At 48.9% G+C, this 14,349-nt stretch carries 14 protein-coding genes, 1 tRNA gene and 1 pseudogene; 5 read left to right on the top strand and 11 right to left on the bottom strand.

Going from position 1 to position 14,349, the window contains the following annotated elements; translation table 11 throughout:
* Positions 1–640 (top strand): annotated as a pseudogene (locus tag FDW88_RS06080) (IS3-like element ISSen4 family transposase); the annotation flags it as partial.
* Between the two features lie 26 nt (positions 641–666).
* Here the strand turns inward: FDW88_RS06080 and FDW88_RS06075 are convergent.
* Complete coding sequence (locus FDW88_RS06075; protein WP_048998164.1) at positions 667–1,857, bottom strand: integrase arm-type DNA-binding domain-containing protein; 1,191 nt, start codon at positions 1,855–1,857, stop codon at positions 667–669.
* Positions 1,858–2,126: 269 nt separating this feature from the next.
* Here FDW88_RS06075 and FDW88_RS06070 point away from each other — a divergent pair, with 269 nt between their 5' ends.
* The 3 genes from FDW88_RS06070 (at position 2,127) to FDW88_RS06060 (ending at position 4,250) form a co-directional block, all read left to right on the top strand.
* Positions 2,127–3,341 (top strand): site-specific integrase, encoded by a 1,215-nt coding sequence (locus FDW88_RS06070; RefSeq protein WP_137362215.1) that lies wholly within the window; start codon positions 2,127–2,129, stop codon positions 3,339–3,341.
* 114 nt (positions 3,342–3,455) lie between these two features.
* A complete protein-coding gene (locus FDW88_RS06065; protein WP_137362214.1) occupies positions 3,456–3,755 on the top strand; it encodes a hypothetical protein in 300 nt (99 codons plus the stop codon).
* Positions 3,756–3,848: 93 nt separating this feature from the next.
* Positions 3,849–4,250, top strand: a complete 402-nt coding sequence (locus tag FDW88_RS06060; RefSeq protein ID WP_137362213.1) for a hypothetical protein — start codon at positions 3,849–3,851, stop codon at positions 4,248–4,250.
* Between the two features lie 2 nt (positions 4,251–4,252).
* Here FDW88_RS06060 and FDW88_RS06055 read toward each other — a convergent pair whose 3' ends face one another.
* The 9 genes from FDW88_RS06055 to actS all read right to left on the bottom strand — a co-directional run bounded on the left by FDW88_RS06055 (position 4,253) and on the right by actS (position 12,029).
* Positions 4,253–4,780 (bottom strand): HNH endonuclease, encoded by a 528-nt coding sequence (locus FDW88_RS06055; RefSeq protein WP_137362217.1) that lies wholly within the window; start codon positions 4,778–4,780, stop codon positions 4,253–4,255.
* A gap of 404 nt (positions 4,781–5,184) precedes the next feature.
* The gene (locus FDW88_RS06050; protein WP_137362212.1) at positions 5,185–5,637 is read right to left on the bottom strand and encodes a hypothetical protein; all 453 of its coding nucleotides are present in this window, start codon (positions 5,635–5,637) and stop codon (positions 5,185–5,187) included.
* Positions 5,638–5,905: 268 nt separating this feature from the next.
* The gene (locus FDW88_RS06040; RefSeq protein ID WP_249354875.1) at positions 5,906–6,424 is read right to left on the bottom strand and encodes a hypothetical protein; all 519 of its coding nucleotides are present in this window, start codon (positions 6,422–6,424) and stop codon (positions 5,906–5,908) included.
* Between the two features lie 100 nt (positions 6,425–6,524).
* A complete protein-coding gene (locus FDW88_RS06035) occupies positions 6,525–7,454 on the bottom strand; it encodes a hypothetical protein (RefSeq protein WP_137362211.1) in 930 nt (309 codons plus the stop codon).
* A gap of 173 nt (positions 7,455–7,627) precedes the next feature.
* Positions 7,628–7,975: a hypothetical protein gene (locus FDW88_RS06030; protein ID WP_137362210.1), complete on the bottom strand. Its 348-nt coding sequence runs from the start codon at positions 7,973–7,975 to the stop codon at positions 7,628–7,630.
* Between the two features lie 243 nt (positions 7,976–8,218).
* A complete protein-coding gene (locus FDW88_RS22665) occupies positions 8,219–8,614 on the bottom strand; it encodes a helix-turn-helix domain-containing protein (protein ID WP_233471464.1) in 396 nt (131 codons plus the stop codon).
* 673 nt (positions 8,615–9,287) lie between these two features.
* The gene (locus FDW88_RS06020; protein WP_137362208.1) at positions 9,288–9,914 is read right to left on the bottom strand and encodes a recombinase family protein; all 627 of its coding nucleotides are present in this window, start codon (positions 9,912–9,914) and stop codon (positions 9,288–9,290) included.
* Positions 9,915–11,117: 1,203 nt separating this feature from the next.
* Positions 11,118–11,191: transfer RNA gene (locus tag FDW88_RS06015), tRNA-Gly, on the bottom strand.
* Between the two features lie 79 nt (positions 11,192–11,270).
* Positions 11,271–12,029 (bottom strand): amidase activator ActS, encoded by a 759-nt coding sequence (gene actS / locus FDW88_RS06010; protein WP_168246980.1) that lies wholly within the window; start codon positions 12,027–12,029, stop codon positions 11,271–11,273.
* 160 nt (positions 12,030–12,189) lie between these two features.
* On the opposite strand from actS, the gene idi reads away from it, so the two are divergent.
* Positions 12,190–12,738, top strand: coding sequence for an isopentenyl-diphosphate Delta-isomerase (gene idi, locus FDW88_RS06005; protein ID WP_117342622.1), 549 nt, complete (start codon positions 12,190–12,192; stop codon positions 12,736–12,738).
* A 93-nt stretch (positions 12,739–12,831) separates the two neighbouring features.
* On the opposite strand, the gene lysS is transcribed toward idi, so the two are convergent.
* Entirely contained in the window at positions 12,832–14,349 is a 1,518-nt protein-coding gene (gene lysS, locus FDW88_RS06000) for a lysine--tRNA ligase (RefSeq protein WP_137362207.1), read from the bottom strand.

The following is a 14,349-nucleotide window of genomic DNA, read 5'->3' as shown; positions in this document are numbered from 1 at the left end:
GAGTGACTGCGGGTATTGCGATCCCCTTTACCGGCTTTATCACCTCAGTGGCCTGGGCGTAAAACGCAGAAGACGTCGTAAAGGGCTGGCAACAGAACGTCTGCCGCTGCTCCGTCCGGCGGCGCCCAATCTGACCTGGTCGATGGATTTCGTCATGGACGCACTTTCCACCGGTCGCAGGATCAAGTGTCTTACCTGCGTCGATGATTTCACAAAGGAATGCCTGACGGTCACTGTTGCCTTTGGGATTTCAGGCGTTCAGGTCACGCGTATTCTGGACAGCATTGCACTGTTTCGAGGCTATCCGGCGACGATAAGAACTGACCAGGGGCCGGAGTTCACTTGCCGTGCACTGGATCAATGGGCCTTTGAGCATGGTGTTGAGTTGCGCTTAATCCAGCCGGGCAAGCCAACGCAGAACGGATTTATTGAGAGCTTTAACGGACGATTTCGCGATGAATGTTTGAATGAGCACTGGTTCAGCGATATCGTTCATGCCAGGAAAATTATTAATGACTGGCGGCAGGATTATAACGAATGCCGCCCGCACTCCACGCTGAATTATCAGACACCGTCTGAATTTGCAGCGGGCTGGAGAAAGGGTCATTCTGAGAATGAAGATTCCGACGTTACTAACTGAGTGTTGTATCTAATCGTGGGGGCAGGTCAGCCTGACCGTACTGCTGAATTCAAATCAATGATTAGATTGCCATACCACTGCATCATCTCCCTCCTTCCCTCTAGATACTGAGCATGGTTATACGTTCCACGAATTGAGTTCTTATCGACGTGAGCCAGTTGTAGCTCGATCCAAGCTGAGTTAAATCCCTGCTCATGCAAAATAGTACTCATCGTGTGGCGGAATCCATGCCCCGTAACACGCCCGGCATAGCCGATACGCCTGACCAGCACAGTCAATGCCATATCACTCATCGGTTTCTTTGGATTATTACGTCCTGGGAACAGCAACGTTCCCGCTCCCGTCATGGGTTTAAGCTGATTAAGCAAGTCAATTACCTGGCTTGATAACGGAACCAGATGAGGGCGGCGCATTTTCATGCGCTCTGCTGGCACGTTCCAAACCTTCCGCTCAAAATCAAACTCCTGCCACTCCGCTTGCCTCAATTCCCCAGGCCTTACTCCAGTCAAAATAAGTAATTGCATCGCTATTTTAACAAGTACACTACCTGCGTAGGTGTTCAGAGTTTGAAGAAACTCTGGCAATTCATCCTGGGTCAAAAAAGCATAGTGCTCTTTCTCATGGGGAGCTACTGCGCTGGCTAGATCAGGAGCTGGATTGTACTCAGCCCTGCCAGTCACAACGGCATACTTCCAGACCTCTCCACAACGCTGGCGAACCTTACGGACCTTCTCAGTTGCTCCTCGAACTTCTATCTTTGAAAGAACAGCAAGCAACTCCATCGGTTTGATATCTTTGATTGGCCGGTGACCGATATAAGGGAACACATCCTTTTCAAAGGTTCTCAACATTTCTTCGCGGTAGGAGACAGACCAGCGGTCATAGCGACGCTGATACCACTCCCGCGTGATAGCCTCAAAAGAGTTTTCTGCATCTTGTTGACGACTAAGTTTCTCAATTTTCCGTTCAAGAGAAGGATCGTTGCCAGCCGCTAATGTCCTTTTTGCATCCTCACGCTTATTTCTGGCTTCAGCTAAAGAAACATCGGGGTAAACGCCAATAGCGAGCAGCTTCTCTTTACCTAGCGAACGGTATTTGAGACGCCAGTATCTTTTACCGTTGGGATTAACCAGCAGGTAAAGACCACCACCATCAGCGAGTTTGTAGGGCTTATCTTTAGGTTTTGCAGTTTCAACCTGACGAGCTGTCAGCTTCATTGGGGGTACCTCTCAGCAGGGGGTACAATTATACCCCCATCCATACCCCCACATTGAGCTTGACCCTGGGGGAGTACAATTGAGTTCAATAGACTAATAGAATGCTATAACTGCTGATTTATCAAGGGAAAATTGAGTTTGGTAGACTTCAGAAGACTTGAGTTTGGAGCGGGCGAAGGGAATCGAACAAAAGTACTTTCTTGTATAGCCGAAAGTGCCGAACCCCATTGCTGGTGCGGTGAATATACATCACCACACGGGGTAGCGCTATGGGTAGCAGCAACAAGAACCAGTACCTGTACAAACATGAAACAGGCCTTTGGATGTTTCAAATATCAGTCCCTAGGCATATGCGCCACTTAACCGATGGACGAAAGCTATTTAAGAAAAGCACAGGGCAACGAGACGTCCTGAAAGCGAGAGTAGTTCGAGACCGCCTAGTTGTTGAGTGGAACCACGTAAAGGAAAAGCACGCAATTGATACCGGAGCGGTATTATTAAATCGCGCTATCCACGCTATACAACAACTAGGAGAATCAGCACAAGCGCTTTCAGACCAAAGGGTCATGCTAAAGGCCGTTACGAATGAGTACCTCACCGAGTACAAACAATCTCGAAGCCCCAGCACAATAAGCAAACATGCCCTAGCCTCTCGTTTATTTCTCAAGTATCTAAACGTTTCTGATACCGAACTGACAGGCATCAGCCGCACCGAGGTAACGGGATTTATTCGAGCGCTCAAGCCTAAGAAATCCAAGCAGACTATCCAGAATTATTTATCAGGATTAAACACGGTGTACGAGTACGCCCGCCGTTGCTACGACGATATACCAGCGGCCTCCCCATTTACCGGGCATAGACTAGAGGCCAAGCAAACAATAAAAAGCTATGAAGCATTCACCCCGGATGAAATAAATACCCTACTTAATAACGCCTCAGACGATCTACAGGACGTTATTTTAATCGGGCTTTACTCGGGTATGCGGCTAGATGAAATCGCCTCTCTACGGATCTCTGACGCCTCAGAAATCGAGGGTGTTATGTGCTTTAGCGTGCGAGCAGCTAAAACAAAAGCAGGCGTACGGGTTGTACCAATGCACCCAGCGTTACAAAGCGTCATCACCAGATGCAAACAATTGAACCAGCAAGGCGAGCTAGGCGAGTACCTGTTACCTCAGTCAAATTTGATAAAGCGACTCGATGGTAAAAGGGGGCCGTGGTACAGCCAGCAATTCACCCGCCTACGGGATAAGGTTTTACCCAATGCCACAGACAGACAATGCTTTCATAGTCTGCGCGGAATGTTCATTACTGCCTTAGACCGCGCTGGCGTACCGGAGGATAGGATTGCACAGATTGTTGGTCATGAAAGGGGCAAGACTGAATCATTCAAAACTTACAGCTCTGGTGCACTTCTATCAGAACTAGCCGATTATGTGTCACTGGTACAAGCGATTTACCATGTGGAAGCTCACCAAAGATGATCGATTAAACCGATCGATTAACGAGTATTGATCTATCAAACCAATTATCAATGCCTTCTCGCTACTGGCAGTATTGAGATCAAAAACCAATCTGCCCATGAAAAGGGAATCTGTATGAGAATATTTAGGCTGAGTATTTTAGTTTTTAGTGTGTTGTATGGCGCACCGTCTGTAAATGCCAACGATCTAGGTGCCGTAACAATCCGCTTTATAGATACTTTCGCTGTTTATCCCGCAGCAAAGAACCTGACCGAGGAGAACTCAAACGCCTGTGTCATAGAAACAACGGACGGGTTATCTGCTTATCCCGGCACTTGCTCAAAACACATAGGCCTATTTCTAAAAGTATGGGAAGCAGCGCATCCAAACATCCCGTACGCTATCGAAGAAAATGGAATACGCTGGGGAGGATAAATTATTAATGCACAGTGGTTGCCGCCTAGATTACGGAACATAACGGCACAACTGTACCTGTATTATAACAATCCCATTCAGCAAGGGGCTAGTATGCTCAAGGTATTCATAATTAAAGGGCGGGCTATCTCAATAGCAGCCCAACTTATCGCACTGGGCTTTGTAGTAAGCATTCTATTTGTATTCTCTCGCGCTCCAATGAATGATGAAGCATCATATTATATTGGAAGCGGCACTGATAATATTTCTTTACGTGAGGTTAATATTAAACGCTTTAACGGCTGGTACTATAGTCTCGGTTGCTTATTAGAAGTCAACGGGCATCTCGTCACCGCCTCCCCTGACTCTTGCAATCAGTTACTAAATGAAACGATAACTTTATTCGATAAATACTACCCAACCAAGCCGAGGGAGTTTATTATTTACGGTCGAAATATTGGGCGGTGCAGTGACTTAACAACGCCCCGCTGCCCCGCCCTAGAAGATAATAAATAAATCTATCCATGACATGCGAATTGCCCGTGTGAGATTGTACGGGCTAATTGAACCTCATGGGTAAGTTGCTCAAGGTTCTTCCCATGCTTACGCCACCGCTTCCCGTCACTTTGTACTTGAGCACAATAAACCCCATTTGTTTTATTAACACTAATTCCCTTGGGTAGATTATTACCTGTAATACATTTACGTGCATTCTGGTTGTTCTGCGCTCTGGTAGCTAATCGCAGATTCAGGATATTGTTATTACCTCTATCCCCGTCTATATGGTCGATACAATGCCCAGCAGGAATAGTACCGTTGATAACAGACCAGATAATACGATGTACAGCGTACTTCTTTCCTTTTAATTGAACAGACCAATAACCATCTTTACCGAGAGTCCCGGCACAAGCACCGATTTTAACTCTCTGGGATAGGGCACGCTTCCAAGTTAAACCGCTCGGAGATTCTGTATCGACTGCGAAGCAATTAACTATAATATCATTCCCCTTATCATTACTTATAATAAGACACTCCTTAAAATACATTGAGTTTATATTGAGCAACAAAAAACAAACCAACAATAGAAATCAATATCAGTAAACCTATGAGGAACACCCTGCAATCTAAAACCATGTTAACCGCTCATAAATTTAAAAACACTGAACACCCATATTATGGAGCATTACTTTCATGAACGATTAACATGTACAAGAAGCAGAGCAAGGTTAAATTTTTTTGATTGAGACTTAACAGCACGGTAATAGTATAGGGGGGGGGTATTGGTGACAGCAGTATCGTACCACATTATACCAACTGATGATTTGAGTTAGAGGCACGATTGCTATTACCAACGTATAAGACGATATACCGGTACAAGTTTGATTGAATTTTAAATCAATGGAGTATATTATTTTTGAAGTTAAAATACGTTGCGGCGATATGTAGCCCCTTAATCGGCGCTCTGACCATTGAACCTAGATACTTTTTTAACGTCTTTTTTCTGCACTTGCTCTTTATCAGTCTCAACAATTCGCGTTAGCAACTGAATCTCATGCTCAAGCTCCAAGTGCTTCAAAGCAGCGCGAACCTCAGCAGCAGGGAATGTTTCTAGCAAGGGATTAACGTCCCACAAGCCCTCGCCTATCTCTTGGATATCCCAACCTGTTTGTACTGACACTTCATAATCTAACGGGTGCAAGTGCTGGCCTCTGAACGTCTCAGCCACATCAGGAGGCCATGACGATATCACTGTGGGTAATCCCGCAACACAAGTCGGGACGTGAACACCAAGCGAACTGGACACGCGATAACGAATACCGGATGGAGAATCATTGGCTAAGCAAAGCGACTCGTGAAGCGCTGGTACCTGCGTAGGCAGCGCCTTTTGTTTTGTGTACAGCATCAAACCTCCTTTTTGATTCGCTGGACAGATTCCAGACTCAGCAGAATCCGAACGGCGGCGGGAGCAGTCCACCGCCTCCCGTTCACCATGACTCGATAATCCCGCCCACCCGTTCTATTTAAACCGCCTGCTGGGTCGCCTTCCCGCTTATTCGCTTTACCTTTCCCAGAGCGTGCTCGCCACGCCAGCCCCGACGGTGCATCGCTACACAGCTTTAAAATGCGGTTAAGGGCAATAGCTTCTTGTAATGAACAACCAAGATCACCGTTCATGGCCTTTCTCCTATAGTGTTTTCGATATAATTCAAGATTTCCCGATACTCGGGATTGTTCATAAACTCAGCGTGTCGTTTCTGGTTAGGCTGGAGATACTGCACTCCCTGAGAACGTCCACCCTTGCCCGGCTGAAACAGCACGCCACGCTCTAGCAGCCACTGACCGCACTGGACACGCACCAGCATTAACTCGCCCCTGAACCAATCGAGGTACTGCTTCGCCTGCACGCGCTCCTGATACCGCTCTGAGGCCACCTCATCGGGGATATACCGGTACTCGGGATTCAGGATGTAAGGCGATTCGAGAAGAACAAACACCGCCTTGCTACGTTTAATACAGCAACCACGGCAAGCCAGATTCCGGGTGTACTGCTCGACACCCCCACATTTCACACACCGGAAGTCACCACTAGTGAAGAGTTTCTGCTTATCCATAATGGCGTTGTATCGAGCGGGGTTATGCTGCTGAATGCTGCTGAGCCGTTGTTGGTACTCGGGATAGCCAAGTTGCATTAACTGCAACTCTCGGTTCGTTGGGTGCTGCCCGTTTTGGAGTGGTGCAGGGGCTGCGCGGCCCCTACCGTTCTGTTTAGCGTTTGGCTTATTCGCTCCGTTAATCTGCTGGTACATGCTGCTCAGCCTCTACCGCTTGTTGAATTAGGTCGGGGAACATGCCGGTAATAACGGGGCGGGAACGTTGTAACGCTTTGTCGAACTCTAGCTTGTGCTTACGCTCCTGAATAGCGGTAGCCTTTGTATTATCCGAACACTGCACCGGGTGCCAGCCGTTTGCCCACACGTTCAGCGTCCAACCATTACCAGAAGGAATAACAGCCACTTGATTGCCGATTGTTTCAGTTGGGAGGATAGACACCGTTACCGCTGACGCATTTGGGATACTAGCTAATGCATCAGCCTTGGTTTGCCAATCAGGAGAATCAGCAAGGAAACGCACGTCTTGTCCTGCTAGATTCTGGGCAAACTTGTAGTTGCCCTTCTGGACATGCTCGGTGAGCGCTGCCATCTCATCTGGAGAGAACTGTTTCTGTAACTGCTCGCGTTGCATAAATGCCAGTAAAGCCCGTTTCAGTTCTTCGCCTACAGCATCGGAATTAGCCTGTGCTTTCCCTGCTGCGTTCTGCGTAATAACTAAGTTGCGATATCGGTTCGCCTGATTAACCAGAGCGGTACATACCGCCTGAACCAGATAAAGAATATCGGCCTCAGTCTGGATATGTGCGTTAATCAATGCCGATTTCAACGGTTGCACAACGCTACTCGAGTTTTCGATCATCCACGAACTGACACCCTCTGGGAAAGCTGGCTCAGGCTGGATCGCTGGAAGCTCTGCGTGCTGCTGTGCGGCTTGGATTCGCTGGAAAAGGGCTAAGGTACTGCTGGTACAAAGCGCCTCTGAGAATGGCACAGAGGCCGTTTCTGAGGGCTTCTCAGCATAAGGAGACGGTAGTACTACGGTACCGGCTGGAGTGTTAACAGATGTGTTTACGGATGTATTTACTGCTTTGTTAACTGAATTAATCATTATTGGTTTCCTTATGGAATAGGTAATATTTAGACGTGCAGTATCACCCGAGAAATTAAGCGGGTCTGTATCTGCACTATTTATTTATAGATTACGTCTAAATCACTTCTTGTTTAAATCGGTTTGGTAAAGGTCTGGTGTACACATTATAAATTTACACTTCAAACTTAATACTATTCGTTGGGGAGGTATCGGCTAATTTCTTGTAGTTTTCCTGCGTCATCAGTTGATAATTCATCTGCTGTGCTGCTACCCGTTTTAGCGTACTGAGTGATCATCCTGATATCTGCGGGTGTTGGATTAACCGAATCAAGCATCTCATCGAACTCAGCCATTAACCGCTCTCGTTTCTTTCCAGTTGCGGAGCGGAGTTCTCTGCCCAACTCTGGAATACGTTGGCGCTGAGATGGACTAAATGCAGTGCGCTTCGATTTAACATCGAAAGTATTTTGGTATCCAGTCCCGACTCGTGAGTGTTTGCCAGTTGGGAAGGTGCTATTAAAACTATTTGAATTATTCATTCTGACTCCTTTGTTATTACGATAAGTATTTACCTGTGTGGGTAAACAGATTTCTTGATTTACTTTGTGGGATGGTGCAGTTCTCACCATGTATAATATGCGGTGATTTATTGAGACACTTCTTAGAAGTGTTGTTGAGTATGACATGACAGGGAGAGGTGTAGCTATATACTTACTTTAGTAAGTAAGACTTTTTGGGGTTTATGGGGGTGCCAAAGGGTGCCAAATCTGACACCCCTCCGATTACAGACCGTGTGCCTTAATCCAGTTACGTACGGTGCTCTGTGACGTTCCGGTAGCAGTGCTGATAGCTTTGTAGCCTAAACCCTGTTTACGCAGCTCAAGTACCCGTTGCTCTGGTGTCTGTCCTGAGTCCTCAATAGCGTGGCGCTTCTCGGTGTTAGCCTTGAATGCCTCCAGCTCTTTCAGGCGGGACTCCATATCACCCAGGCGCTTCTCATGCTCATCCAGCTTACGCACTACCATAGCCGCGTTCTGTAAGCTCAGCAGGCCACTCGACAATGTATCGGCATCCATACGAATAGGGTTTCCCTGCTTTTGTGCGGTAACTACAGCCGGATGGCTTGCATTGGCTTTGAGGGCTTTCTTCATACGTTTACGCTGCTGAGGTCTATTCATCACGGGCTTAACATCCTTTCCGGGTAACAGATCACGCACGATTTGTACCGATGGTCGAGTCTCGCCAGTGCAGTAAACGTCTAGTGAGGTTCTTACTGCGTGGGTGACTTGGGATTGGTTTAGGCTAATACGATTGGGGTTCTGCATGGCAATACGTCGTATAGCGCTCTCTGCGCGTAGCTTCTCAGCTATCGCAGCCTTTAAATCATCTCGTCCGTGCTGCGCCCTGTAGCGTTCGTACAGCGCCTTCATTGATGGGGCTTGAAGGTCGTTAGCCGTTGGGACGTAACCCCTCTTGAATGCGCCCCACATAATGCGGTCAGTTTTTTTTAAATCGGTGGGAGTGTCGTCGAACTGGTTTGGCAGATCATCGGTCTGAAACATATTTCTCCTTTGGTTACGGTGCGGGGTGTGGTGCTGGGATTAAGTCTGAGGTTGCACCAGTGGATTTACCCCGAGCACACGTGCCACGGAGAATTACAGGAGGGTGTGAAAGCGTTTTGTGCGGACTTCGCCTCCTTCCCTAGAGAGTGATATTCTAATTACCATCGTTTGTAAGACAGGATTTCTACAACCCTAGTCGGTACTCGCTTCCTTCCCCTTACAAGTGATGTTCTAATTACCACATAGTAAATTCAATGAGTTACAGAATTCTAAAATCAGCCTGTTCCGCCTATTTCTCGGCCTGTATTTCACGCTTTATCCGGTAAAAAGTCGCGCGGCTTATTCCGGCAGCTTTCATGATGTATTCCGGTTTGTTACCAACGGTCAGCATATCGCGGACAGTTTCACGGGCACTCTCGTCCTTGGACTTCCCGTTATATTTCCCCTCGGCTTTAGCACGCTCGATGCCCTGCGCTTGGCGTGTCCTACGTGTCTCATAGTCCACTCGTGCCATCGTTGCTAGGATATCAATCAGCATTGCATTAACGGCTCTCAGGATGCCATCTGTTAGCTCTGACGCTGTATCGTTCAGTAGCTGCCATGAGGTTGGCAAGTCAATGGCAACGATAATCAGCCCTTTATCCTGAATCCTCTGTTTCAGTGTCGCCCATTCCTTTTGTGTAAGGCGGCTTAGCCTGTCGATGCTCTCGACAAGCAAGACCTCCCCGGCCTTCGCATCATCCAGCAAACGCATCAGTTCAGGGCGTGCCAGTCTCGCACCGCTAGCATTCTCGATGTACTCTGCCCGCACAGACCACCCGCTATCACTGGCAAACTCTTGAAGTGAGTGCAGTGCCCGGTCTGCGTGTTGCTCTGCTGTACTGGCGCGGCAATAAATAAGCGCGTTGTGTGCCATGCTTCCCCCTAAGTCTCAATGAAATATCACAACTAGACTTATAAGAGATCACATCAACAATGTGTAGTCAATAGGGTTTTATTTATACCTGTAGGATACTTGGTAATGATATGTCACTCAGGTATACCCATATGAGACTGCAAAGGCTTTCAAGGTAAAGACCTTAATTAACTGAATAATAATAATAAAAAAATATAGTTCCGCACTACAAAGAGAAAAGATAAAGGATCGGACAAGAACGGAAAGACTAGGCAGGAACGAAGCGAAGATACAAAGAATGAGAATCTGACTGAGTGACGATAGAGAGTGCTACGTGTAGCGAACGACGAACGAACGATAAGCGTAGCAACAAGCAGAGCTAGTGAGAGATGAGAGAGCGACCAGCAGGAAGAGAAGCAAACCCCTTCACAGATTGAAGAATGCCGAGGGTTGATACAGGAAGCTGCACCGCACATAACAAACGGCACTGTACCCACGCACGAACAACCTCGCTCAGAAGCTGAACAAGCGTCTGTACGTGAATTCTGATAGACCAGCAAAGTGAATCCCCAGCAGAACACACACAGCACTGTTCTTTCAAACGTTCCACAGCCACCCAGCCCAGAGAGGCACACGGGGGAAAGGCTTCCTTTGAGTGGGGGACACCCCCTCGCCTGAGTGCAGTACTTTTCAGTCGTGGCCTTTTTGGTACTTTAGTAAATATCGAGAAGCCTTGAGAATTAACTCATTACAAGATTTCAGACAATACAAGCCATAAAGCCCGTTGGTGGTAAGACAACGTGCGGAGCGTAGCGACTTCATCGGGGGTTATGTCAGACAGTGAAGTTTATCAGGATCGCCGTGTACCCTTTCGGGAGCGTGGCTGAGACGCTGGCAGAGCTTGCATATGGTTTGCAAGTACCGTAACCACCATAAAACCTGTTTATTCCCTGCAACGTCATCTCGACGTGTGGCATGTGGGAGCATCGGCAAAAATGCGCTTCACTGAAAGCTGTAGGAGTTATGCCGGGTGCTCGGCTTTTTGTTCATTGTTGGGCTATCGCGGTAAGAACGTGGAACCACCGCCAGCTATTTGATATGCTCCCTAACCACATACCAGATCGCAGCAGCAATGAGTAGCCCCGTGGGTACCTTTAAAGGTAACACTGGTTACATCCGCTTTTAGCTTATTGATTCTAAAGAATATTTTAGAGTGGAAATAGCTGGAGCGGGCGAAGGGAATCGAACCCTCGTATAGAGCTTGGGAAGCTCTCGTTCTACCATTGAACTACGCCCGCATTGAAGTGCGTAAGGGATTATAAACCTTACACACTTCCTGGCAAGGGGCTGATCGACTGACTGGCGATTAATTCACCGTCAGCATTTTGGTTTGCTGCCCTGCGGCGGCAAATAGCGCTGCGGATCGATAGCCGTAGCGCGATAACGGATCTGGAAATGCAGGCGCACCGAAGCCGCATCAGAGCTGCCCATGGTGGCAATTTTCTGCCCGGCTTTCACTGTTTGCCCGTTGTTAACCAACAGCGTATCGTTATGGGCGTAGGCGGTAATGTAATCTTCGCCATGTTTTATCATCACGAGGTTGCCGTAGCCGCGCAGCTGATTGCCGACATAGACCACCTTCCCGGCTCCAGCCGCATAAACAGGCGTGCCGCGCGCGGCAGAGATATCAATCCCCTTGTTGCCACCTTCGGCCGTGGAGTATGGCAGTATCACCTTCCCACTCGCTGGCCACTGCCAACAGCGTTGCCCTACCGGTGGCCAGGATGACTGTGGCACAGAAGAAGACGGTCTGACTGCTGCCGTTTTGGTGGAGGATTTCGATTTAGATTTTGTTTTCGCCGATGCCGTGCTGGTTTTCGCGCCACCGCTGACCTTAAGCTTTTGCCCAACTTCTATGGTATAGGGGGGAGAAATGTTGTTCAGGCGCGCGATCTCTTTGACGCTGGTCCCTGTCGCACGTGAAATACCATACAGCGTATCTCCCCGCTTAACGGTATAGGTAGAACCAGAACCGGAATCAGATGAGCTTGAACATCCCGCGACGATCAGGCTGCTCAGCAACATTATTGTGATAACAAAGCGTTTTCTCATCAGGCGTCCCGCACTCAAAACAATTCCTCGCAACATTTTAAGACGCTTTATCATAGCAGTCCGATGCCGGATGCCAAATCATATCGCGGCACGAATCGTCCGTTCAGGCATTTCACACCGACGGATAATCAATCGGCCACAATTAGGCATATAATAGTGATGCTCAAGATTAATGGTGGATGCGATGCGACAGGAACATGTCATTTTGTTGAATGAGCAGGACCAGCCCTGCGGAACACTGGAAAAGTATGCGGCGCATACCGCTACAACGCCCCTACACTCTGCCTTCTCCTGCTGGCTCTTTAACGACCAGGGCCAACTGTTGGTGACCCGGCGTTCGCTACACAAAAAAGCCTGGCCAGGCGTCTGGACTAACTCGGTCTGCGGCCATCCGCAGTCCGGTGAAACTACTGCAGACGCCATCATCCGTCGCGCTCGTTTCGAACTGGGTGTGGAGGTAGCCGAACTCACGCCCGTGTATCCTGATTTTCGTTACCGCGCTGCAGACCCCAGTGGGATTGTGGAAAACGAAGTTTGCCCGGTCTATGCCGCACGAGTTATCAGTGCGCGACGGCCAAACACGGATGAAGTAATGGATGAGCAGTGGAGTGAACTTGAGGATGTCTTACGTGCGCTGGATGCCACACCGTGGGCCTTCAGCCCGTGGATGGTAATGCAGGCATCTAACGATAAAGCGCGCGAATTATTACGCGAGTTTGCTAACCGTAATTGATTGCCGGATGGCAACGCGAAAGCGTTTTATCCGGCCTACAAATCATGCTTATCGTAGGCCGGAAAAGCGTGGCGCGATCCGGCATTTCACATCTTATTTAACCGGACGCATCGCCGGGAACAGGATCACGTCACGGATGGTATGGCTGTTGGTGAACAGCATAACCATACGGTCGATACCAATCCCAAGACCGGCTGTCGGCGGCAGACCGTGTTCCAGAGCGGTAACGTAGTCTTCGTCGTAGAACATCGCTTCGTCATCGCCCGCATCTTTGGCGTTAACCTGATCCTGGAAACGCTGCGCCTGATCTTCTGCATCGTTCAGCTCGCTGAAACCGTTACCGATTTCGCGTCCACCAATGAAGAATTCGAAGCGGTCAGTAATTTCCGGGTTGTCATCGTTACGACGAGCCAACGGAGAAACCTCTGCCGGGTACTCGGTAATGAAGGTCGGCTGAATCAGGTGCGCTTCCGCCACTTCTTCAAAGATCTCCGTCACGATACGACCCAGACCCCAGCTCTTCTCAACCTTGATGCCGATAGATTCAGCAATCGCTTTAGCAGAGTCGAAGTTGTCCAGATCCGCCATGTTGGTTTCCGGACGGTATTTCTGAATGGCTTCACGCATGGTCAGTTTTTCGAACGGTTTACCAAAGTCGAAGACTTCTTCGCCGTAAGGCACTTCGGTGGTTCCCAGAACGTCCTGCGCCAGCGTGCGGAACAGCGATTCGGTCAGTTCGATCAGGTCTTTGTAGTCCGCATAAGCCATATAGAGTTCCATCATGGTGAACTCTGGGTTATGACGAACGGAGATGCCTTCGTTACGGAAGTTACGGTTAATTTCGAACACACGTTCGAAGCCGCCAACCACCAGACGCTTGAGGTACAGTTCCGGCGCAATACGCAGGTACATGTCCAGATCCAGCGCGTTATGATGGGTGATGAACGGGCGTGCAGCGGCACCGCCAGGGATCACCTGCATCATCGGGGTTTCCACTTCCATAAAGCCACGGCCAACCATGAACTGACGAATACCCGCCATGATCTGTGAGCGCACTTTAAAGGTGTTGCGAGATTCATCGTTAGAGATGAGATCCAGGTAGCGCTGACGGTAACGCGCTTCCTGATCCTGCAGGCCATGGAATTTGTCCGGCAGCGGACGCAGCGCTTTAGTCAGCAGACGCAGCTCGGTGCAATGGATGGACAGCTCGCCGGTTTTAGTCTTAAACAACTTACCTTTCGCGCCGAGGATATCGCCCAGATCCCATTTTTTGAACTGCTCGTTGTAAATGCCTTCCGGCAGATCGTCACGCGCAACGTACAGCTGAATGCGGCCACCAACGTCCTGCAGCGTAACGAATGAGGCTTTCCCCATAATGCGGCGGGTCATCATACGACCGGCAACGGATACCTCAATGTTCAGCGCTTCCAGCTCTTCGTTTTCTTTCGCGTCGAAGTCAGCGTGCAGTTGGTCTGAGGTGTGATCGCGACGGAAATCGTTCGGGAACGGGCTCCCCTGCTCGCGCAGGTTAGCCAGCTTCTCACGGCGCGTTTTCAGTTCATTGTTAAGGTCGGCTACCGCGTCAGCGCCCTGTGCGTGTTGTTCAGACAT

The organism is Citrobacter sp. wls829 (assembly GCF_005280825.1).
GTDB lineage: Bacteria > Pseudomonadota > Gammaproteobacteria > Enterobacterales > Enterobacteriaceae > Citrobacter > Citrobacter gillenii.
The sequence above is the reverse complement of the archived record's forward strand: the minus strand, read 5'-3'. Positions and strand labels throughout refer to the sequence as shown.